General features: G+C 54.1%; 20 protein-coding genes. 11 read left to right on the top strand and 9 right to left on the bottom strand.

What is annotated here, in order from left to right:
* Positions 1–37 precede the first annotated feature (37 nt).
* From mnmA to AB4K05_RS06850, 6 genes are all read left to right on the top strand, one after another.
* Positions 38–1,147, top strand: coding sequence for a tRNA 2-thiouridine(34) synthase MnmA (gene mnmA / locus AB4K05_RS06875; RefSeq protein WP_368479248.1), 1,110 nt, complete (start codon positions 38–40; stop codon positions 1,145–1,147).
* Between the two features lie 92 nt (positions 1,148–1,239).
* Complete coding sequence (gene hflD, locus AB4K05_RS06870) at positions 1,240–1,881, top strand: high frequency lysogenization protein HflD (RefSeq protein ID WP_368479247.1); 642 nt, start codon at positions 1,240–1,242, stop codon at positions 1,879–1,881.
* Between the two features lie 3 nt (positions 1,882–1,884).
* Positions 1,885–3,255 (top strand): adenylosuccinate lyase, encoded by a 1,371-nt coding sequence (gene purB, locus AB4K05_RS06865; protein WP_368479246.1) that lies wholly within the window; start codon positions 1,885–1,887, stop codon positions 3,253–3,255.
* Positions 3,256–3,378: 123 nt separating this feature from the next.
* A complete protein-coding gene (gene phoP / locus AB4K05_RS06860) occupies positions 3,379–4,053 on the top strand; it encodes a two-component system response regulator PhoP (protein WP_052281760.1) in 675 nt (224 codons plus the stop codon).
* Positions 4,050–5,513, top strand: a complete 1,464-nt coding sequence (gene phoQ, locus AB4K05_RS06855; RefSeq protein ID WP_368479245.1) for a two-component system sensor histidine kinase PhoQ — start codon at positions 4,050–4,052, stop codon at positions 5,511–5,513. The genes phoP and phoQ overlap by 4 nt, the downstream gene beginning before the upstream one ends.
* Positions 5,514–5,589: 76 nt before the next feature.
* Positions 5,590–6,711, top strand: a complete 1,122-nt coding sequence (locus AB4K05_RS06850) for a cupin domain-containing protein (RefSeq protein ID WP_368479244.1) — start codon at positions 5,590–5,592, stop codon at positions 6,709–6,711.
* 70 nt (positions 6,712–6,781) lie between these two features.
* Here the strand turns inward: AB4K05_RS06850 and pepT are convergent, their stop codons facing one another.
* Positions 6,782–8,011 (bottom strand): peptidase T, encoded by a 1,230-nt coding sequence (pepT, locus tag AB4K05_RS06845; protein ID WP_368479243.1) that lies wholly within the window; start codon positions 8,009–8,011, stop codon positions 6,782–6,784.
* A gap of 296 nt (positions 8,012–8,307) precedes the next feature.
* Here pepT and potA point away from each other — a divergent pair, with 296 nt between their 5' ends.
* The 4 genes from potA to potD are packed head-to-tail and all read left to right on the top strand — an operon-like array spanning position 8,308 to position 12,134.
* On the top strand, positions 8,308–9,444 hold the full coding sequence (potA, locus tag AB4K05_RS06840; RefSeq protein ID WP_368479242.1) for a spermidine/putrescine ABC transporter ATP-binding protein PotA: 1,137 nt from the start codon (positions 8,308–8,310) through the stop codon (positions 9,442–9,444).
* A complete protein-coding gene (gene potB, locus AB4K05_RS06835; RefSeq protein WP_368479241.1) occupies positions 9,428–10,285 on the top strand; it encodes a spermidine/putrescine ABC transporter permease PotB in 858 nt (285 codons plus the stop codon). Before potA ends, potB begins: the two co-directional genes overlap by 17 nt.
* A complete protein-coding gene (potC, locus tag AB4K05_RS06830) occupies positions 10,282–11,073 on the top strand; it encodes a spermidine/putrescine ABC transporter permease PotC (RefSeq protein ID WP_368479240.1) in 792 nt (263 codons plus the stop codon). Before potB ends, potC begins: the two co-directional genes overlap by 4 nt.
* Before the next feature lie 14 nt (positions 11,074–11,087).
* Positions 11,088–12,134: a spermidine/putrescine ABC transporter substrate-binding protein PotD gene (gene potD, locus AB4K05_RS06825; RefSeq protein WP_368479712.1), complete on the top strand. Its 1,047-nt coding sequence runs from the start codon at positions 11,088–11,090 to the stop codon at positions 12,132–12,134.
* A gap of 132 nt (positions 12,135–12,266) precedes the next feature.
* Here potD and cobB read toward each other — a convergent pair whose 3' ends face one another.
* The 5 genes from cobB to lolC are packed head-to-tail and all read right to left on the bottom strand — an operon-like array spanning position 12,267 to position 17,205.
* Positions 12,267–13,088, bottom strand: coding sequence for a Sir2 family NAD+-dependent deacetylase (cobB, locus tag AB4K05_RS06820; RefSeq protein ID WP_368479239.1), 822 nt, complete (start codon positions 13,086–13,088; stop codon positions 12,267–12,269).
* Between the two features lie 12 nt (positions 13,089–13,100).
* Positions 13,101–14,012, bottom strand: a complete 912-nt coding sequence (gene nagK, locus AB4K05_RS06815) for an N-acetylglucosamine kinase (protein WP_368479711.1) — start codon at positions 14,010–14,012, stop codon at positions 13,101–13,103.
* Between the two features lie 55 nt (positions 14,013–14,067).
* Positions 14,068–15,312, bottom strand: a complete 1,245-nt coding sequence (lolE, locus tag AB4K05_RS06810) for a lipoprotein-releasing ABC transporter permease subunit LolE (RefSeq protein WP_368479238.1) — start codon at positions 15,310–15,312, stop codon at positions 14,068–14,070.
* Entirely contained in the window at positions 15,312–16,013 is a 702-nt protein-coding gene (lolD, locus tag AB4K05_RS06805; protein WP_368479237.1) for a lipoprotein-releasing ABC transporter ATP-binding protein LolD, read from the bottom strand. Before lolD ends, lolE begins: the two co-directional genes overlap by 1 nt.
* Positions 16,006–17,205, bottom strand: coding sequence for a lipoprotein-releasing ABC transporter permease subunit LolC (gene lolC / locus AB4K05_RS06800; RefSeq protein WP_368479236.1), 1,200 nt, complete (start codon positions 17,203–17,205; stop codon positions 16,006–16,008). Before lolC ends, lolD begins: the two co-directional genes overlap by 8 nt.
* A gap of 172 nt (positions 17,206–17,377) precedes the next feature.
* Here lolC and AB4K05_RS06795 point away from each other — a divergent pair, with 172 nt between their 5' ends.
* The gene (locus AB4K05_RS06795; RefSeq protein ID WP_368479710.1) at positions 17,378–18,010 is read left to right on the top strand and encodes a DUF2238 domain-containing protein; all 633 of its coding nucleotides are present in this window, start codon (positions 17,378–17,380) and stop codon (positions 18,008–18,010) included.
* 84 nt (positions 18,011–18,094) lie between these two features.
* On the opposite strand, the gene AB4K05_RS06790 is transcribed toward AB4K05_RS06795, so the two are convergent.
* The 3 genes from AB4K05_RS06790 to AB4K05_RS06780 form a co-directional block, all read right to left on the bottom strand.
* Positions 18,095–18,349: a SemiSWEET transporter gene (locus tag AB4K05_RS06790; RefSeq protein ID WP_368479235.1), complete on the bottom strand. Its 255-nt coding sequence runs from the start codon at positions 18,347–18,349 to the stop codon at positions 18,095–18,097.
* Positions 18,350–18,351: 2 nt separating this feature from the next.
* Positions 18,352–19,782 carry a melibiose:sodium transporter MelB gene (gene melB, locus AB4K05_RS06785; protein WP_368479234.1) on the bottom strand — a complete coding sequence of 477 codons (1,431 nt, stop codon included), beginning with the start codon at positions 19,780–19,782 and terminating at the stop codon, positions 18,352–18,354.
* 87 nt (positions 19,783–19,869) lie between these two features.
* Entirely contained in the window at positions 19,870–21,225 is a 1,356-nt protein-coding gene (locus AB4K05_RS06780; RefSeq protein WP_368479233.1) for an alpha-glucosidase/alpha-galactosidase, read from the bottom strand.
* Positions 21,226–21,343: the final 118 nt, after the last annotated feature.

The raw sequence follows: 21,343 nt of genomic DNA, 5'->3' as shown, positions 1-21,343 counted from the left end.
ATATGCCGCCTTGAAGTCCAATGTCGTGAGTATTCCAATGTCAGAAAGCCAGAAAAAAGTAATCGTCGGCATGTCCGGCGGTGTAGATTCCTCCGTTTCCGCCTACCTGTTGCTGCAACAGGGCTATAAGGTAGAAGGCCTGTTCATGAAGAACTGGGAGGAAGACGACGGCGAGGAATACTGTACGGCTGCCGCTGACCTTGCCGATGCGCAAGCGGTGTGCGATAAGCTCGGCATTGAGCTGCACACGGTAAATTTTGCGGCCGAATACTGGGATAACGTATTTGAACTCTTCCTCGAAGAGTACAAAGCTGGCCGTACGCCAAACCCGGATATCCTGTGTAATAAAGAAATTAAATTTAAAGCCTTCCTCGAATTTGCTGCCGAAGACTTGGGCGCGGACTACATCGCCACCGGTCACTACGTACGCCGCGCCGATGTAGACGGCAAAAGCCAACTGCTGCGCGGCCTTGATGGTAATAAAGACCAAAGTTACTTCCTTTATACCTTAGGACACGATCAGGTTGCCCAAAGCCTGTTCCCGGTCGGCGAGCTGGAAAAGCCGCAGGTGCGTAAAATCGCCGAAGAGCTGGATCTCATCACCGCGAAGAAAAAAGACTCGACCGGTATCTGTTTTATCGGCGAACGCAAATTCCGCGAGTTCCTCGGCCGCTACCTGCCAGCCCAACCGGGTAAAATTATGACCATCGATGATGAAGAGATCGGCACCCATCAAGGCCTGATGTACCACACTCTGGGCCAGCGTAAAGGTCTGGGTATCGGCGGAACCAAAGAAGGTAGCGAAGATCCGTGGTACGTAGTGGATAAAGACGTTGAGAACAACATTCTGGTTGTCGCTCAGGGTCACGATCACCCGCGTCTTATGTCGGTTGGGCTGATTGCCCAGCAGCTGCACTGGGTTGACCGCGTGCCGGTCACCGGCACCTTCCGCTGCACCGTCAAAACCCGCTATCGTCAGACGGATATCCCATGCACGGTCACCGCGCTGGATGCCGAACGTATTGAGGTTCGTTTTGATGAACCTGTTGCCGCCGTAACCCCAGGTCAATCCGCCGTGTTCTATCGCGGTGAAATTTGCCTCGGCGGCGGCGTCATTGAGCAGCGCCTGCCGCTGCCGGTAGCATAACCATAATTAGCAACGTGACCTTCACCGTGGTGAAGGTTTAACGTAGCCTGTCGGAAGCTGCGGCCTCTGACAGGCGCCAACAAGGAGTGAGCGTGGCGAAGAATTATTATGACATCACCCTGGCGCTGGCGGGCATTTGCCAGTCGGCCCGTCTGGTGCAGCAACTGGCCCATCAGGGCCACTGTGACGGCGATGCGCTACACGTTTCGCTAAACAGCGTTATCGATCTCAACCCGGATTCCGCACTGGGCGTTTTCGGTGGCAGTGAAGCTAATCTTCGTCTTGGTCTTGAAACTTTACTCGGCGTGCTCAATGCCAGCAGTCGCCAGGGGCTGAATGCGGAACTCACCCGCTATACCCTGAGCCTGATGGTGCTCGAGCGTAAGCTTGATGCTGCGAAAGGGGCAATGGATACGCTCGGTAATCGTATTAATGGTTTACAACGTCAGCTTGACCATTTCGACCTGCAGTCAGAAACGCTGTTAAGCGCCATGGCGGGCATTTATGTCGATGTGATAAGCCCGCTCGGTCCACGCATTCAGGTGACCGGTTCTCCTGCCGTGCTGCAAAGCCCGCAGGTGCAGGCGAAAGTTCGCGCCTCGTTATTGGCCGGTATCCGCGCCGCGGTGCTATGGCACCAGGTCGGTGGCGGTCGTCTGCAGCTGATGTTTTCTCGTAATCGCCTGACCACTCAGGCAAAACAAATTCTTGCTCATTTAACCCCGGAGTTATGATCTATGGAATTATCCTCACTGACCGCCGTTTCCCCTGTCGATGGACGCTACGGCGATAAAGTCAGCGCGCTGCGCGGCATTTTCAGCGAATACGGTTTGCTGAAATTCCGTGTACAAGTCGAAGTACGCTGGCTGCAGAAGCTGGCCGCACACGCAGCCGTCAAGGAAGTTCCTGCTTTTGCTGCTGACGCAAACGGTTACCTTGATAGCATCGTGACAAACTTCAATGAAGAAGACGCGGCGCGCATTAAAACTATCGAGCGCACCACCAACCACGATGTGAAGGCCGTTGAGTATTTCCTGAAAGAAAAAGTCGCGTCCGTGCCTGAACTGCACGCGGTGTCTGAGTTTATCCACTTCGCCTGCACCTCTGAGGACATCAACAACCTGTCCCACGCGCTGATGCTCAAAGCCGCCCGTGAAGACGTGGTGCTGCCGTACTGGCGCAAAGTTATCGACGCCATTAAAGATCTGGCCGTCCAGTACCGCGATATTCCACTGCTCTCCCGTACCCACGGTCAGCCAGCAACGCCGTCTACCATAGGTAAAGAGATGGCGAACGTCGCTTACCGTATGGAGCGCCAGTTCCGTCAACTGGGCCAAGTAGAAATTCTTGGCAAAATCAACGGCGCGGTGGGCAACTATAACGCCCACATCGTCGCCTATCCGGAAGTTGACTGGCACCAGTTCAGCGAAGAATTCGTGACCTCTCTGGGCATTCAGTGGAACCCGTACACCACGCAGATTGAGCCGCACGACTATATCGCCGAGCTGTTTGACTGCATTGCGCGTTTCAACACCATTCTTATCGACTTCGATCGCGATGTCTGGGGCTACGTGGCGCTGAACCACTTCAAGCAAAAAACCATCGCCGGTGAAATTGGTTCTTCCACCATGCCGCACAAGGTCAACCCAATCGACTTCGAAAACTCCGAAGGCAACCTGGGTCTGTCCAACGCCATGCTGCAACACCTAGCGAGCAAACTGCCGGTGTCCCGCTGGCAGCGTGACCTGACCGACTCCACCGTGCTGCGTAACCTCGGCGTGGGTATCGGCTACGCGCTGATTGCCTATCAGTCCACCTTAAAAGGTGTGAGCAAGCTGGAAGTAAACCGCGATCGCCTGCTGGACGAGTTAGACCATAACTGGGAAGTGTTGGCCGAGCCGATTCAGACCGTGATGCGTCGCTACGGTATCGAGAAGCCGTATGAGAAGCTTAAAGAGTTGACCCGCGGCAAGCGCGTTGACGCCGAAGGCATGAAGCAGTTTATCGACGGTCTGGCACTGCCAGAAGAAGAGAAAACTCGCCTCAAAGCGATGACGCCAGCCAACTATATTGGCCGTGCAACGACCATGGTCGACGAACTGAAGTAACCTGCCCTTCTCCCTCCTTCGCCTGAAGGAGGGAACTTTCCTATCAATTTAGTTAATGTTTATCCCCATAAAGCCATAATCAGCGTTAAAATATTCATGTCATTAATTTTATGGAGAAACAGCATGCGCGTACTCGTCGTTGAGGACAACGCTCTGTTACGTCACCACCTGAAAGTACAGCTGCAGGAAATGGGCCATCAGGTGGATGCCGCAGAAGATGCGAAGGAAGCGGATTATTACTTAGGCGAGCATATCCCGGATATTGCGATTGTTGATTTGGGCCTGCCGGATGAAGATGGTCTGTCGCTCATTCGTCGCTGGCGCAGCCACGATATTTCGCTGCCAATCTTAGTGCTGACGGCACGAGAAAGCTGGCAGGATAAGGTGGAAGTCTTAAGCGCCGGTGCCGATGACTACGTCACCAAGCCGTTCCATATTGAAGAAGTCTCCGCACGTATGCAGGCCCTGATGCGTCGTAACAGCGGTCATGCTTCGCAGGTTATTTCCCTGCCACCTTTCCAAGTTGATCTCTCACGCCGCGAACTCTCTATTAATGATGAGGTGATTAAACTCACCGCTTTCGAATACACCATTATGGAAACGCTGATCCGCAATAACGGCAAAGTGGTGAGCAAAGATGCTTTAATGCTCCAGCTGTACCCGGATGCCGAGCTGCGTGAAAGTCATACCATCGACGTGCTGATGGGGCGCCTGCGTAAAAAAATTCAAACCCAATATCCCCATGATGTCATCATCACCGTGCGCGGACAGGGGTATCTATTCGAACTGCGCGAATGAAAAATCTCCGTCGGCATATCCTGCCGCTTTCACTGCGCATGCGTTTCCTACTGGCAACAGCCGCGGTGGTTATCGTGCTGTCGTTGTCTTACGGAATGGTGGCGCTGGTTGGCTACAGCGTCAGTTTCGACAAAACCACCTTCCGTCTGCTGCGCGGTGAAAGCAATCTGTTCTATACCCTCGCGAAATGGGAGAACAACGCCCTCACCGTCGATATTCCGGATAACCTCAACCGGCAAAGCCCGACGATCGCGCTCATTTATGACACCCAGGGCAAGCTGTTATGGCAGCAAAAAAATCTCCCTTGGCTGGTCAGCCGTATCCAGCCTGAGTGGTTAAAAGGCAACGGTTTCTATGAGATTGAGGCCGACGTCAACGCCACCAGTTCGCTCCTGCGCAACGATCATGAAATGCAAAAAGAGCTAACGGAGATAAGCCAAGACGACGATGATGCCGAGCTAACCCACTCGGTCGCGGTGAACAGCTATCCGGCGACCAATATCATGCCAGCCTTGGTGATTGTGGTCATCGATACCATTCCTATTGAGCTTAAACGCTCCTATATGGTCTGGAGCTGGTTCTCATACGTGCTGGCCGCTAACCTGCTGTTGGTTATCCCTCTACTGTGGATTGCCGCGCACTGGAGCCTGCGCCCGATTGCCGCGTTGTCACGAGAAATCCGCGAATTGGAAGATCACCATCGTGAGAATCTCAATCCTGAGACCACTCGCGAGCTCACAAGCCTGGTGCGAAACCTAAACCGCCTGTTGAGTAGCGAGCGCGAACGTTACGACAAATACCGCAATACCCTCACCGACTTGACCCACAGTCTGAAAACACCGCTGGCGGTGCTACAGAGTTCGTTGCGATCCCTTCGCAGTGAGAAGATGACGGTCAGCGAGGCTGAGCCGGTGATGCTGGAGCAAATTAGTCGGATTTCGCAGCAGATTGGCTACTATCTCCATCGGGCCAGTATGCGTACCGACAACACGCTGCTAAGTCGTGAACTGCATCCGGTGGCTCCGCTTTTAGACAGCCTGACCTCCGCGCTGAATAAAGTCTATCAGCGCAAGGGCGTGAATATTACGCTCGATATCTCGCCTGAGATCACTTTCGTTGGCGAGAAAAATGACTTTATGGAAGTGATGGGCAATCTGCTCGATAACGCCTGCAAATACTGTCTTGAGTTTGTCGAGGTTTCCGCGCGGCTAACCGATGACTACCTGCATATTATCGTTGAGGATGACGGCCCGGGGATTCCGCAAAGCAAGCGCAATATCGTCTTTGACCGCGGCCAGCGCGCTGATACGCTGCGTCCAGGTCAGGGAGTTGGCCTTTCCGTCGCCCGCGAGATCGTTGAGCAGTATGATGGGCAAATCATTACCCGCGATAGCCTGCTCGGCGGGGCAAAAATGGAAGTCATTTTCGGTCACCAGGATATTGAGAGTCACGAAGGGTAAATAATGTTTCCGTAGCAGAGTAGTTTTGTGAATACGATGTATAATCCGGACATACATCTGCTGCGGAAATATCAATATGGAATATCACTTAACGCTAAACTGGCCTGATTTTATGGCGCGCTACTGGCAAAAACGTCCGGTGGTGCTTAAACGCGGCTTCGCCAATTTTATTGACCCCATTTCACCGGATGAGCTGGCAGGTCTGGCGATGGAAAACGAAGTCGATAGCCGCTTAGTCAGCCACCTTGACGGCGAATGGCAGGTCAAACACGGGCCGTTCGAAAGCTACGACCATTTGGGCGAAAGTAACTGGTCGCTGCTGGTCCAAGCCGTTGATCACTGGCACGAACCCTCCAGCGCGCTGATGCGCCCATTCCGCAGCCTCCCCGACTGGCGTCTTGACGATCTGATGATCTCTTTCTCGGTGCCGGGTGGCGGCGTAGGTCCGCATCTCGATCAGTACGATGTGTTTATTATTCAGGGTACCGGCCGTCGCCGCTGGCGCGTAGGTGAGAAAACCGCGCTCAAGCAGCACTGCCCGCATCCGGATCTCCTCCAGGTTGCGCCGTTTGAAGCCATCATTGATGAAGAGATGGAACCCGGCGACATTCTCTATATTCCGCCAGGATTCCCGCATGAAGGCTATGCGCTGGAGAACTCGCTCAATTATTCCGTCGGTTTCCGTTCGCCGAACAGCCGAGAATTAATCAGCGGCTTTGCCGACTATGTTTTACAGCGCGACCTGGGCAATGTGCACTACAGTGACCCGGACGTCCCGTCACGCGATCATCCGGCTGATTTATTGCCAGAAGAGGTCGAGCGCCTTCGCGGTATGATGCTGAGCCTTATCGATCAGCCAGAACATTTCCAGCAGTGGCTGGGGGAGTTTATCAGCCAGTCGCGTCATGAGTTGGATATTGCGCCACCGGAGCCACCGTATCAGCCCGATGAAGTGTATGACGCTCTGCAACAAGGCGATATGCTGCAACGTTTAGGCGGCCTGCGGATGATTCGTATCGGCGATGACTTCTTTGTTAACGGCGAAAAGATTGATTCTCCGCATCGTCAGGCGTTGGACGCCATGGCTGGCAGCATCATGCTGGAAAGCGCCCATTTTGGCGAGGCGCTGGACGATCCGTCCTTCTTGGCGATGCTGGCAGCGCTGGTAAACAGCGGATATTGGTTCTTCGCAGAATAAAAAATAGGCCGGATAGCGCATTGCTTATCCGGCCTACAAATCGACCCGGCTCGACGTGGCCGGGTCACTTTTACTGCCCGCGTTTCGCCGTCAGTTCGGCAATACGCACAATCACCTTCACTGCGTTCTCCATCCCTTCCAAGGTCACAAACTCGTGCTTACCGTGGTAGTTATAGCCGCCGGTGAAAATGTTCGGACACGGCAATCCCATGAATGACAGCTGTGCGCCGTCCGTGCCGCCGCGAATAGGCTTCATATCAGGCTCAATGCCACAATCCCGCATCGCCTGCTGGGCGATATCCAGAATATAAGGATGATCGGCCACCTTTTCGCGCATGTTGTAATAGCTGTCTTCAATAATCAGCTCGATATAACAGTCCGGGTGAAGTCCTTTGCCAACCTTCTTGGCAATCTCCATCATTTTGCGTTTGCGGGCTTCAAACTCTTTGCGGTCAAAGTCACGCACAATGTAGTGCATCTCAGCGCGATCGACCGACCCCTTGATGCTGGTCAGGTGATAGAAGCCTTCGTAGCCTTCGGTTTTCTCCGGGCTTTCATCGGCAGGCACTTCAGCATGGATCCGCGCGGCCAGCGACAGCGCATTGACCATCACGCCTTTCGCGGTCCCCGGATGGACGTTATTCCCGACAATCTTAATGGTCACGGAAGCCGCATTGAAGTTCTCAAACTCCAGCTCGCCGACGCCACCACCGTCTACGGTATAAGCCCACTGCGCGTTAAACGCTTCGACGTCGAAGTGTTTAGCGCCCTTGCCCACTTCTTCATCCGGCGTGAAGGCCACGCGGATATCGCCGTGAGCAATATTTTTCTCTTTCAACACCGCCAGCGCGGTCATGATTTCGGCAATACCGGCTTTATCATCGGCACCCAGCAATGTTTTGCCATCGGTGGTGATAAGCGTTTGCCCCAGCAGTTGATGCAGCACCGGAAACATCACCGGCGACAGGACTTCGTCGCCAATACCCAGCGCGATATCACCACCACGGTAGTTCTCAACAATTTGCGGGTTGACGTTTTTACCGCTGAAATCAGGCGCGGTATCAACATGGGAAATAAAACCAATCGCCGGAATATCGCCGCTCACGTTAGCCGGCAGCGTGCCCATCACCGTTCCTTTTTCGCTTAAGGTAACGTTGACCAGCCCCATCGTTTCCAACTGCTCTTTAAGCAGGTGCAACAGCTTCCACTGCCCTTCTGTACTCGGCACCTGACGCACGCCAGGTTTCGATTGCGTGTCCAGAGAAACGTACTGCAAAAAACGTTCAAGCAATTTATCCATGTAGCCACCCTCTCTTTTTGTGACAACATTATCATTAAGCGAGAAAAGACAAATATTGCGTCAGGTCACTTTTAACCCGGCAAAGGTGACTTTTTTTTGCCGAACAGTATCTAATACATATACGTAGCTTAGACAAGGATTGGCGATTGAGGGTGGATTGCCGTAGAATGCGAGCCCTTATTGATACATTTCAGACCTCTAAACGTCTAAAGGTGGTTAACCACAAACCCCGCGTCATACAGTAACACAACATCATTCGAGCGGCTTGAAGGATAACGTGTATATGGTGCGTTTACATGGGACAGAGTAATAAATTGAATACAAAATCGCGTTCGCTATCACCACTGGTGAAACTGGTGGGGATTCGCAAGGACTACGATGGAAAGACGGTCATTCCTGACCTTGATTTGACGATTAATAACGGTGAATTTCTCACCTTGCTTGGCCCCTCTGGCTGCGGTAAAACCACCGTTCTTCGCCTGATAGCCGGGCTTGAAAACGTTGACGCGGGACAGATCTATCTTGAAGACCAAGATATCACCCAGATCCCAGCCGAGGATCGCCACGTCAATACCGTGTTCCAAAGCTACGCATTGTTCCCCCATATGACCGTTTTCGACAACGTCGCCTTCGGTTTACGCATGCAAAAAACCCCCTCTCACGAAATCACCCCACGGGTTAACGATGCTCTGCGCATGGTGCAATTGGAAGAATTTGCCCAGCGTAAGCCAAACCATCTTTCTGGTGGTCAGCAGCAGCGCGTTGCCATTGCTCGTGCGGTGGTGAATAAGCCAAGCCTACTGTTATTAGACGAATCGCTTTCTGCGCTCGATTATAAGCTGCGCAAGCAGATGCAAAATGAATTGAAAGCGCTGCAGCGTAAGCTTGGGATCACCTTTGTCTTCGTCACCCACGATCAGGAAGAAGCCCTGACCATGTCCGATCGTATCGTGGTGATGCGCGACGGCAAAATCGAGCAGGACGGCACGCCGCGCGAAATCTACGAAGAGCCGAAAAACCTGTTTGTCGCCAGCTTCATCGGCGAGATCAATATCTTTAATGCGTCAGTCATTGAACGTCTCGATGAGCGACGTGTGCGCGCCCACGTAGAAGGACGCGAATGCAATATTGACGTCAGCTTCCCGGTTACGCCCGGACAAAAGCTTAACGTCCTGCTGCGCCCTGAAGATCTGCGGGTCGATGAAATCCACGACGGCGTGGAGATTGAAGGGCTGATTGGCTACGTTCGCGAGCGCAACTATAAAGGGATGACGCTGGAGTCGGTGGTCGAGCTGGAAAACGGCAAAATGGTCATCGTCAGCGAGTTCTTCAACGAAGACGATCCTGACTTTGACCATTCGCTGGACCAGAAGATGGCGATTAATTGGGTAGAAAGCTGGGAGGTTGTACTGGCTGATGAAGAGCACAAGTAAGTTCCAGAATGTGGTGATTGCCACCATCGTCGGTTGGCTTGTGCTGTTTGTGTTTCTGCCTAACCTGATGATTATCGTCACCAGCTTCCTAACGCGGGATGACGCCAATTTCGTCCAGATGGTCTTTACCCTGGACAACTACACCCGGCTACTCGACCCACTGTATGCCGAAGTGCTGCTGCACTCGTTGAACATGGCGATTATTGCCACGCTGGCATGCTTGATACTGGGCTATCCGTTTGCTTGGTTTCTGGCGCGCCTGCCGCAAAAGGTGCGCCCGCTGCTGCTGTTTTTGCTGATTGTTCCTTTTTGGACCAATTCGCTTATCCGCATCTATGGGCTCAAGATTTTCCTCAGTACCAAGGGCTATCTTAATGAATTCCTGCTGTGGCTAGGCATCATTGAAACACCCATTCGCATTATGTTTACCCCGGCGGCGGTGATTATCGGGCTGGTTTACATTCTGCTGCCGTTTATGGTGATGCCACTGTATTCCAGCATTGAGAAACTCGATAAACCCCTGCTTGAGGCGGCGAAAGATCTCGGCGCCAATAAGTTTCAGACGTTTATTCGCATCATTATTCCGATGACCATGCCGGGGATTATCGCCGGCTGTCTGCTGGTGATGCTGCCGGCGATGGGGCTGTTCTACGTTTCAGATCTGATGGGTGGCGCGAAAAACCTGCTGATTGGTAACGTCATCAAGAGCCAGTTCCTCAACATCCGCGACTGGCCGTTCGGCGCGGCCACCAGCATTACGCTTACGGTCGTCATGGGGCTGCTGATGGTGGTGTACTGGCGTGCATCGCGCTTGCTTAACAAAAAGGTGGAGCTGGAATGATAGGTAAACTGCTGCGCGGCGGTTTTATGTCCGCCATTTACGCCTACCTCTATATCCCGATAATCATCCTTATCGTGAATTCGTTTAACAGTTCGCGCTTTGGTATTAACTGGCAAGGTTTTACCACCAAGTGGTACGGTCTGCTGATGAATAACGACAGCTTGCTTCAGGCGGCCCAGCACTCGCTGACCATGGCGATTGTCTCCGCCACCGCGGCGACGCTGATTGGCTCATTAACCGCCGTGGCGCTGTATCGCTACCGCTTTCGCGGTAAGCCATTCGTCAGCGGGATGCTGTTTGTGGTCATGATGTCGCCGGACATCGTGATGGCTATCTCCCTGCTGGTGCTGTTTATGCTGCTGGGTATCCAGCTTGGCTTCTGGTCGCTGCTGTTTTCGCACATCACCTTTTGTCTGCCGTTTGTGGTGGTGACCGTCTATTCGCGTCTGAAGGGGTTTGACGTGAGGATGCTGGAAGCCGCGAAAGATCTTGGCGCGGGCGAAATCACCATCCTGCGCAAAATTATCCTGCCGCTGGCGATGCCCGCCGTGGCTGCGGGCTGGCTGCTGAGCTTTACCCTGTCGATGGACGACGTTGTGGTATCGTCTTTTGTCACCGGGCCAAGCTATGAGATCCTACCGCTTAAGATCTACTCGATGGTCAAAGTCGGCGTATCGCCGGAAGTCAACGCATTAGCCACCATTTTGCTGATGCTCTCGCTGGTGATGGTGATTGCCAGCCAGCTTATTGCTCGTGATAAAACCAAAAGCCTGCAGGTCAGGCGCTAACTCTGGGGACGTTAATAATGAAATGGTCACGCCACCTGTTTGCTGCTGGCGCCTTAGCACTCGGTATGAGTGCTGCTCACGCGGACGATAGCAAAACCCTCTACTTCTACAACTGGACGGAATATGTGCCGCCTGGGCTGCTTGAACAGTTCACCAAAGAAACCGGCATTAAGGTTATCTATTCGACCTATGAGTCGAACGAAACCATGTACGCTAAGCTCAAGACCTATAAAAATGGCGCATACGACCTAGTGGTGCCATCGACCTATTTTGTCGACAAGATGCGCAAAGAAGGCATGATTCAAAAGATCGACAAAACGCAGCTGAGCAACTTTAAAAATCTCGACCCTGAGATGCTCAATAAGCCGTTCGACCCCAACAACGATTATTCAATTCCCTACATCTGGGGCGCTACGGCTATCGGCGTCAACAGCGACGAAATTGACCCTAAAACCGTCACCAGTTGGGCCGATCTGTGGAAACCACAGTACAAGGGCAGCCTGCTGCTGACTGATGATGCGCGCGAAGTGTTCCAGATTGCCCTACGCAAACTGGGTTATTCTGGTAACACCACGAATCCCAAAGAGATTCAGGCCGCCTTTAATGAGCTGAAAAAACTGATGCCCAACGTGGCAGCATTTAACTCAGACAATCCGGCCAACCCGTATATGGAAGGCGAAGTGAATCTGGGCATGGTGTGGAACGGTTCCGCCTACGTTGCGCGCCAGGCGGGAACGCCGCTTGCGGTAGTGTGGCCGAAAGAAGGCGGCATTTTCTGGATGGACAGCTTGTCCATTCCCGCAAATGCCAAAAACAAAGCCGGTGCGCTGAAGCTGATTAACTTCCTGTTACGTCCAGATGTGGCGAAACAGGTGGCGGAAACCGTCGGCTACCCGACGCCAAACCTGGCCGCGCGTAAGTTGTTAAGCCCGGAAGTCGCCAACGACAAATCGCTGTATCCGGATGCGGAAACGGTGAATAAAGGTGAATGGCAGAACGACGTTGGCAGCACCAGCACGCTGTATGAAGAGTATTACCAGAAATTAAAAGCCGGACGTTAAGTTCAGCGTAGTGCCGGATGGCGGCGTTGCCTTATCCGGCCTACATGCTTAACCGTAGGCATGTTGCCTTATCCGGCCGACGAATTTAACCGTAGGCCGGATAAGCGCAGCGCCATCCGGCGCTGCAAACCATCATAAATCCTTCAGTAACGCCTCTACGTATGCAGGCACAACCTCACTTGCCAACCCGTAATGCTTCTCTTCAAACTCACTACCAACCTGGCTCGGTTCGAGATTAAGCTCTACGGTATGCGCGCCGTGCAGTTTCGCTTCATGAACAAAACCGGCCGCCGGATAGACGTGCCCAGAAGTGCCGATGGCAATAAAAATATCGGCCATCGACAGCGCCAGATAGATATGGTCCATCTCAAACGGCATCTCGCCAAACCAAACGATATGCGGGCGCAGCGGTGCGGGGAACTGGCAGCAGTGACAGCGTTCATCAACCGACAGTTCGCCCGGCCAGTCGAATACCTGGCCGCTCTGGGTACAGCGCACTTTTAGCAACTCACCGTGCATATGCAGCACGTTTTTGTTGCCCGCGCGTTCATGCAGGTTGTCGATGTTCTGCGTCACCAGCATAAATTTGTCGCCCAGCGCCTCTTCCAGACGCGCCAGCGCCAGATGCGCCGCGTTGGGTGCGATCTCTGGCTGCTGGAGCTGGCGGCGGCGTTCATTATAGAAGGTCTGCACCAGCTTAGGATCGCGCGCGTAGCCTTCCGGCGTCGCCACATCCTCGACTTTATGCTCTTCCCATAAACCGTCCGCCGCACGGAAGGTGCGAATTCCTGACTCCGCTGAAATCCCGGCGCCCGTTAACACCAGCACCCTTGGTTTTTCCATCTGCTCTGACATAGTCCTGTCCGCAAAAAAAGTTCGCTGGCGCAGACGCTGGCGCAGCTGACGTTTATTCCGACGAAAACGGCTCAATCGATGTAAGCGGCGCGACTGCATAGCAACTCCACGTTAGTTTGTTAGATGAAGGAACGCCGCACCGCGCATGCCTCCTGCATCACCGTGGCGTGCACGTTCAATGCGCGGCGGACGGGCTACAGGTAATAAATGGCGCGGCAGGCGGTGCGCAAGTCCATCACCGATCGCTGAAAAATTAGATAACCCACCGCCGAGCACCAGTAAATCCGGATCGACAATGGTGAGAATGTTGCCAAGGCAGACGGCCAACAGATCCAAATAGCGCTCAACGTGCTCGCGCGCCTTGCTGTCACCTTGCTCCCATAGAGCAACAATTTCCGGCGAGGTCAGCGACTGCTGGTAAAAATGGTTGTACAGCCAAGCAAAACCACGACCGGATAAATAGTTTTCAATACAGCCGAGCTGACCGCAGCCGCAGCGGGTCAACGGGAAATCGCGCCCCACCACTTCCAGCGCGTCCACCGGCAGACGAATATGACCAAACTCGCCGGTAATATAACTGTGACCGGTAATCGATTTACCGTTCTGGACGATACCGCCGCCCACGCCGGTGCCAAGAATCAGCCCCATCACCAGCGGGTACTGGGTAAATTCATCATCCCAGGCTTCTGAAATCGCAAAGCAGTTGGCGTCGTTGTCCAGACGTACATCGCGATCCAGCAGACGACTCAAATCCGCGCGCAGCGGCTTGCCGCTGGCGGCCGGAACGTTCGCGGCATACAGCAATCCGCCTTCGGTTTCAGGCATTCCCGGGATACCAATACCGACACTGCCCCGGCAGTGGAAGCGCTCGTCGGCTTCTGCTACCAGCCCAATTACTGCGTCAAGAAAGGCTTGATAGCCCTCCTTCGGCGTGGGGATTCGTTTTTCCCACTGAAGCTGGCGTGATGAATCAAATACGCCCAGCGCGATTTTGCTGCCGCCAATGTCAAATCCATAATGCATCATTGTTTTCCTCTAACTGACGCACGCAGCAAAGCCGCGCCGTCAGGACGTCAAATTACTGGCCACTCAGCACCCTCGCAGGGTCAATACGACTGGCGCGGCGAGCGGGATACCAACTCGCCAGCAGACTCAGCAACAATGCCGTGACCAGCACATAAACGACATCCAGCCAGTGCAATTCAGACGGCAGGAAGTCGATAAAATAAATGTCGCCAGATAAGAACTGGTGACCAATAAGCTTTTCAATCAGGTTAATAATGCCGGTCAGATACAGAGAGCCAAGCACCCCGATAACCGCCCCGCAGACGCTGCCAAACAGGCCAGCTAATAAACCATACCATACGAAAATTGCGCGGATCAGCCCGTCTTTGGCACCCAATGTGCGCAGCACCGCAATATCGCTACTTTTGTCTTTTACCGCCATGACCAGCGTCGAGACAATGTTGAAGCAAGCCACGCCGATAACCAGCACCATCGCCAGATACATAATGGCGCGGATCATCTGAATGTCGCGGTACATATAGCCATAGGTGCCGATCCAGCTTTTAATGTAGACGTAGTTGTTGGTCACTTCGCCCGCGTCACGCACCAGCTTGTTAGCGTTAAACACATCCTGCACTTTAATCGCGATACCGGAGATGCTCTCGCCCATGTCGAGGTACTGCTGGGCGTCTTGAATCGGGATCATGGCAAAGCTGTGATCGAGCTGGCCGCTCAGTTGCAAAATACCCGTCACGTGCAGGCGCACGCGTTTTGGCTGCAACAGCTTATGCTCAGGGTTGGAGTTGGGGATCATAATCGACACCCAATCACCGGCCTTAACTTTCAGCGCGTCGGCGACCCCTTTGCCGAGGATAATCTGCTGCTCCCCCGCCTTGAAGTTGGCCCACGCGCCGTTTTGTACAAAGCTTGGCAGCGCGCTCAGCTTGCTTTCCTGCTGCGGATCGACGCCTTTCACCTGAATCGCGCGCAGATTGCTGCCGCTTTCGATAAGGCCGGTAAAGTTAATATATGGCGCAGCCGCTTCAATGCCCTTAACCGCTTCGACTTTTGGCAGCACCGCGCTCCAGTTGGTCCACTGTTGGTTAACGGCTTCGATTTCACCGTGCGGCACGACCGCCAGAATGCGGTTATTTAGCTCGCGCTCAAAGCCGTTCATGGCACTTAGGCCGATGATCAGCACCGCCACGCCAAGCGCAATGCCGACGGTGGAGATAACGGAAATCAGCGACACCATGCCACCGCGTCGACGCCCACGGCTAAAACGCAGGCCAATGAGTAACGATAACGATGGAGCCATTACAGCGCCCCCATCAGGGTCAGTTGGTCGCTTAGGCGACCGTCACGCATCTCCAACTGACGCCCCATCCGTTTTGCCAGTTGCAGATCGTGGGTGACCACCAAAAATGCGGTGCCCTGCGACTGATTCAATTCGCCCAGCAGTTTGAAAATACTGTCGGCATTTTTGGCATCGAGGTTACCGGTCGGTTCATCCGCCAGCACCAGGCGCGGGTTATTCACCAGCGCACGGGCAATCGCCACACGCTGACGCTCGCCGCCGGAAAGTTCGGAAGGACGGTGGTTGGCACGATGGTCAAGGCCAACCGCCTTCAGCATATCCAGCGCACGGCTGTTAATTTCCGCCGCTTTCTTTTTACCGATAAGCAGCGGCATCGCCACGTTTTCCAGCGCGGTAAAGTCCGGCAACAGATGGTGGAACTGGTAGATAAAGCCGAGCTTCTGGTTTCGCAGCTCCGCTTTCGCCGCGGACGACAGCTTGCTCATCGGCTGGCCGCTGAAAATCACGTCGCCAGAGGTTGGTGTATCCAGCCCGCCCAACAGATGCAGCAGCGTACTTTTGCCCGAACCGGAGGTGCCGACAATCGCCATCATTTCGCCTTCGCCAATGCTGAAGCTGACATCATGCAGAACGTCGGTTTGCACGGTGCCTTCCTGATAGCGTTTGCACAGGTTGCCGCATTGCAACAGGATCTTATTCATAACGTAAAGCCTCAGCGGGTTGAGTGGCGGCAGCGCGCCAAGAAGGGTACAGCGTAGACAGCAGCGCCAGGGCCATCGCCACCAGCGCAATCACGATAACCTGCAGCGGCTCGATGGCAACCGGCAGCGCCGCGCCGTCGAGGAACGCACCGATAATCGGCATTAAATTATTGAGCTGGCTTGCAAGGATAACGCCCAGCACCGCGCCTAATAACGCGCCGATAATCCCGGCGCTGGCGCCTTGCACCATAAAGACGGTAAGGATCTGACGCGGCGTCAGCCCCTGAGTTTGCAAAATGGCGACCTCGCCCTGCTTCTCCATCACCATCAGCCCCAAAGAGGTGATGATGTTAAACGCGGCAACCGCGACGATAAGACTCAGCAGCAGGCCCATCATATTTTTTTCCATGCGTACGGCCTGGAATAGCTCGCCTTTACGTTCGCGCCAGTCCTGCCATTTGGTGCCATCCGGCAGCGTTTGCTGGCTTAAGGTATCGACCTGCAGCGGTTTATCCAGCCACAGACGCCAGCCGGTAATGTTACCCAACGGGTAAAGCATCAAACGCGAGGCATCTTGGATATTAACCAGCATTTGGTAGCCATCGACTTCACTGCTGGCAGCAAAGGTGCCAATCACCGTAAACAGGCGCTGGCTTGGCAAGCGCCCCATTGGCGTAAACTGGCTGGCAGACGGCACCATCACGCGAATTTGATCGCCACGGTTAACGCCGAGCTGCCCGGCAAGCTGTTCACCGAGGATGACATTGTACTTCCCGGCCACAAGGTCGGTCTGTTTGACGTTTACCAAGAATGGAGTGAGCGGATCTTGTTGCGCCGGATCGATCCCCAACATCACGCCAACCGATACGCTGCGCGCACTTTGCAGCACCACATCACCGGTGGTGAGCGGCGCAATACGGGTGACGCCTTGCAGTTTGACGCTCTGTTCAGGAAGTTTTTGCGGGTTTAGCGAGCCTTGTTCAGCGCTCAGAATGGCCTGCGGCATAAGCCCCAGAATGTTGTTTTGCAGCTCACGTTCAAAGCCGTTCATCACCGAAAGGACGGTAACCAGCGCCATTACGCCAAGCGTAATACCGATAGTCGACAGCCAAGAAACAAAGCGACCGAAGCGGTCCGCTGCTCGCCCACGCATGTAGCGCAGGCCAATAAATAGTGCGACAGGTTGGTACATGTAATCCGTCTGGTTGCTGATAGCAGAAGGACGAGTATATAAGCGAAAGCGCAATGGGTAAATGACTGAACCGTAAGCGAAGCCTGACATTCGGCAGACGCCACAACACGAACATTGAAATTTCCGCCGTGGCGGTCAATAGTGTCGTTTTCCCTTTACTTGCGATTTCATGATGATCCGTACATTGAATCCGCTGTTCTTATACTCCGGTGCCCTGCTGTTAGCGCTGTTTCTTATCTACACCGGCGTCAGCGCCACCGAGAAAGTGACTTGGATTATGGAAGTCACGCCGGTGATTATCATCGTTCCCGTTCTGCTGCTGACGGCTAAACGTTACCCGTTGACGCCGCTGCTCTACACGCTGATTTTCTTTCATGCCATTATTTTGATGGTCGGGGGCCAGTATACCTACGCGAAGGTGCCGGTCGGTTTTGATGTGCAGGCATGGCTGAACCTAGACCGTAATCCGTACGATAAGCTGGGTCATTTCTTCCAAGGGCTGGTTCCAGCGCTGGCGGCGCGCGAAATTTTGGCTCGCGGGATGTTTGTTCGTGGCCGCAAGATGTTGGCGTTTCTCGTCTGCTGCGTTGCGTTGGCTATCAGCGCCACCTACGAGCTGATTGAATGGTGGGCCGCGCTGGCGATGGGACAAGGTGCCGATGATTTCCTCGGCACTCAGGGCGATCCGTGGGATACCCAGTCGGATATGCTCTGCGCCCTGCTCGGCGCGCTGACCACGGTGCTTTTGCTGGCCGGCGTCCATTGCCGCCAGTTGCAACGTTACCGGTTAATTCCGTCCACGTGATTGCCGGATGGCGGCGCTTGCGCCTTATCCGGCCTACAACCACATCCCCGTAGGCCGGATAAGCGCAGCGCCATCCGGCGTAATCTACCCTCGTCGCAATTTAATAATCAAAATCGGCAAGGCAAACAGCAGCGTCAAAAAATTCGCCATACTGACCGCCGTATCTTCAATCATCACGCCGTAAATCAGCCACATCACCAGCCCACAAACAAACATCACGTACATCAACCCCGAGATGCCTTGGGTATTACGGGTGGTAATGACCTTAACGGCCTGCGGCAAAAAAGAGAGCGTGGTGAGGCCAGCGGCCAAATAGCCAATCCAAGATGTCCACTCCATGATTATGCCTGCACATTGCGAGCCACACCGGACACCGTGACCGGTTTGCCCAGCACCACGGCGGGCTGAGGCACTTTACGATACTTATCCAACAGGTGGATCTGCACCTTGCGCAGCGTATCGCCGTTCAGACGGTAATAGCGGAAGTACAACACCAGCGTGACAATGAAGAACAGCGCCGGTAGCACAATCATAATAAACTGCATGCCCTGAACAGTTTGCGCCGACTGCGCCACGTTCGGGGTATAGCCAATAATGCCCAACACCACGGCGATGAAAAAGGCGGCAAACGCCGAGCCGCCTTTCACCACCATGGTCTGTACCGAGTAGGCAATGCTTTCGCAGCGGATGTGCAGCTTGAATTCGCCGTAGTCTACGGTATCCGCCACCATGATCACCTGAAGCACCCAGAACAGCGCCGTACCGACGTTAAGGAACACCCCTGCCACGATAATCATCGGCGCATTGTGATATCCCGCCAGCGCCATGGCAAACAATCCCGCGCAGCTAATAACCGGCAGAATGGATGCCGCGGCCCATAGCACGCGCCGCGACCATGCATTCACCAGTCGTGGAAAGAGGATCAGTGTGAGTAAGTTCGCCGCCCCTGCGTAGGACAGATAGTACGGGAACAGCGCCGCATCGCCGATGACATAGGTGAAATAGTAAATCGCAAAACCGGTAATAATGTTTGAGGCGATATTGTAGGCCAGCGCCATACCCAGCAGGCAGGAGAGCTGATCGTTTTTGTAGATCAGCGCGACGATCCCTTTTAGCGTCAGGCGAGAACTGTCGCCGGAGGCATCATTATCGGAGGAAAACACTTCATGCACGTTGCGCAGCGTGACGAGGGTCGAGACGATAAAGAAGCCGATCAGCACCAGCGTGAACATCTGGAAACCGAAACCGCGATCCGCCCCGCCGACTGCGCTCACAAACGGCAGCGTGATACCCGCCGTCACAAACCCTGCCAGGCTTGCAAAAAAACGGGGATACGGCACCAGTTGCTCGCGTTCGCGCTTATCGAGCGTAATCGTCGGCACCAGCGACCAGAAAGGAATGTCCATGATGGTATAGGTCATCCCCCACAGAATGTAGGTGACGCAGACAAACACCACCTGCGCGGTGCCTTCAAATAGATGGGCGCTGAATAACAAGAACAGCACCAGTGAGTTAGCGAGCGTGCCGACAAAAATCCACGGTTTAAATTTCCCCCACCGTGTGCGGGTGGCATTCACTATCCAGCCCATAATCGGATCGTTGACCGCATCCCAGATACGCGCCACGAGAAACAGCGTGCCCACCAAGCCAACCGACAGCCCCACCACATCGGTGTAGTAATACATCAGGTACATGTAAACGATGCCGATGGCGAAATCCTTACCAAACGCACCGAATCCGTAACTTAGCTTTGTTTTCAGAGAGATGCTCATAGGGTACCGGGTCACTGTTACCAGCGCCCGCCTTCTGTTATTAGGAAGAGGTAAAGCGCCGGATACTTTGCCCGGCGCCATCATTTTTTAGCGGTGCAGCCAGGCCGGGAGCCAATTTCCATGAGCGGCAATCAGGTCATCCACCAGCGCATAAATTTCTTCAATGCCTAATACCGCCGCGGTGTGCGGGTCCATCATCGTGGCGTGGTAAACGCGGTCGCGGTTTTCCGTTAGGATCGCCTCCGTCAGCAGCGTTTGGACGTTAATATTGGTCTGCATCATCGCCGCCAGATGCGCGGGAATGGTGCCCACTTTAGTTGGCTGAATACCGTTGGCATCAACGAGGCAGGCTACTTCAACGCAGCTGCCCTGCGGCAGATTGTCGATAAGCCCATCGTTACGCACGTTGCCATAAATCACGCTCGGCTCGCCGGTCCATAGCGCATTCATGATGGTGCTGGCGTACTCTCGCGACGGCTTAATGTCGATCCGTTCGGCGGTTTTGTACTCTTCTAGCTCTTTATGCCAGTTTGCCAACTGCTCAACGCAGCGTTTCGGATACTCATCCAACGGCACTTTATAGCGGGCAATCAGGTCTTCGCGTCCCGGCTTGATAAACCACGGTGTATATTCGGCAAAGTGTTCCGAAGACTCGGTGACGAAATAGCCCAGCTTTTTGAACATTTCGTAGCGCACAATATTTTGGCAGCGATCATTGCCGTGCAGGTTGGGCTTTGGCGCCTGCCCAGACTCATAGGCCGCCAGCAGTTCCGGGTACAAATCCACGTAATGACCGTCGGCGGTTTTGCGCTCAAGCTCGAGGTAAAACGCCATATGGTTAATCCCGGCGCTGCGATAGCGAAGCGTGGATGGGTCAATATCCAGATCACGCGCCAGCTCTTCCGCAGTCCCCTGCACCGAGTGGCACAGCCCGACCTGCTTGATGTGCGGATAGCGGGCATACATTGCCCAGGTATTCATCGCCATCGGGTTGACGTAGTTGAGCATGGTGGCATTCGGGCACACTTCCGTCATGTCGTCACAGATTTGCCAAAGATGTGGAATGGTGCGCAGCGCGCGCATAATGCCGCCAGGACCGAGCGTATCGGCGATGGTTTGCTCAAGTCCGTGACGTTTACAGACCTCAAAATCGGTCACGGTGCATGGCTCGTAGCCGCCAATCTGGAAGGCGACAACGACAAAATCAGCATCCTGCAGCGCCGCTCGCTGCTGGGTATGGCAGGTGATGTGCCCCGATGCACCGGCGGAGTCCATCAGTTTACGCACAACAATGTGCGACTCTTCTAAGCGCTTCTCGTCGATATCCATCAGCGCGATATGCGCCGACTTTAACGCCTCGCGATGAAACACATCGCCAAGGATATTCTTAACGAAAATGGTCGAACCTGCGCCGATAAACGTAATTTTTGGTGCTGCCATCATGACTCTCCCGAAACAGTAGTGAACGAGATAATGGTGGCATGCGGTTCGGCGAAAAACTTCCAGCTTCCGTAAGGAGCATTCCCATAAACTCAGATCCTATGCGAGCCAGATTGAGATC

This window comes from Kluyvera sp. STS39-E, assembly GCF_040932435.1.
In the GTDB taxonomy this organism is placed as follows: domain Bacteria; phylum Pseudomonadota; class Gammaproteobacteria; order Enterobacterales; family Enterobacteriaceae; genus Kluyvera.
Note: the sequence above shows the minus strand (reverse complement) of the source record. Positions and strands in the feature narration are given on the sequence as shown.

Coding starts and splice junctions, on each gene's coding strand:
- AB4K05_RS06850 (WP_368479244.1), top strand. CDS start 5,590: ATGGAATATCACTTAACGCTAAACTGGCCTGATTTTATGGCGCGCTAC.
- melB (WP_368479234.1), bottom strand. CDS start 19,782: ATGAGCATCTCTCTGAAAACAAAGCTAAGTTACGGATTCGGTGCGTTT.
- potC (WP_368479240.1), top strand. CDS start 10,282: ATGATAGGTAAACTGCTGCGCGGCGGTTTTATGTCCGCCATTTACGCC.
- potB (WP_368479241.1), top strand. CDS start 9,428: ATGAAGAGCACAAGTAAGTTCCAGAATGTGGTGATTGCCACCATCGTC.
- lolC (WP_368479236.1), bottom strand. CDS start 17,205: ATGTACCAACCTGTCGCACTATTTATTGGCCTGCGCTACATGCGTGGG.
- nagK (WP_368479711.1), bottom strand. CDS start 14,012: ATGCATTATGGATTTGACATTGGCGGCAGCAAAATCGCGCTGGGCGTA.
- AB4K05_RS06790 (WP_368479235.1), bottom strand. CDS start 18,349: ATGGAGTGGACATCTTGGATTGGCTATTTGGCCGCTGGCCTCACCACG.
- cobB (WP_368479239.1), bottom strand. CDS start 13,088: ATGCAGTCGCGCCGCTTACATCGATTGAGCCGTTTTCGTCGGAATAAA.
- purB (WP_368479246.1), top strand. CDS start 1,885: ATGGAATTATCCTCACTGACCGCCGTTTCCCCTGTCGATGGACGCTAC.
- potA (WP_368479242.1), top strand. CDS start 8,308: ATGGGACAGAGTAATAAATTGAATACAAAATCGCGTTCGCTATCACCA.
- lolD (WP_368479237.1), bottom strand. CDS start 16,013: ATGAATAAGATCCTGTTGCAATGCGGCAACCTGTGCAAACGCTATCAG.
- phoQ (WP_368479245.1), top strand. CDS start 4,050: ATGAAAAATCTCCGTCGGCATATCCTGCCGCTTTCACTGCGCATGCGT.
- phoP (WP_052281760.1), top strand. CDS start 3,379: ATGCGCGTACTCGTCGTTGAGGACAACGCTCTGTTACGTCACCACCTG.
- AB4K05_RS06780 (WP_368479233.1), bottom strand. CDS start 21,225: ATGATGGCAGCACCAAAAATTACGTTTATCGGCGCAGGTTCGACCATT.
- AB4K05_RS06795 (WP_368479710.1), top strand. CDS start 17,378: ATGATCCGTACATTGAATCCGCTGTTCTTATACTCCGGTGCCCTGCTG.
- lolE (WP_368479238.1), bottom strand. CDS start 15,312: ATGGCTCCATCGTTATCGTTACTCATTGGCCTGCGTTTTAGCCGTGGG.
- mnmA (WP_368479248.1), top strand. CDS start 38: ATGTCAGAAAGCCAGAAAAAAGTAATCGTCGGCATGTCCGGCGGTGTA.
- pepT (WP_368479243.1), bottom strand. CDS start 8,011: ATGGATAAATTGCTTGAACGTTTTTTGCAGTACGTTTCTCTGGACACG.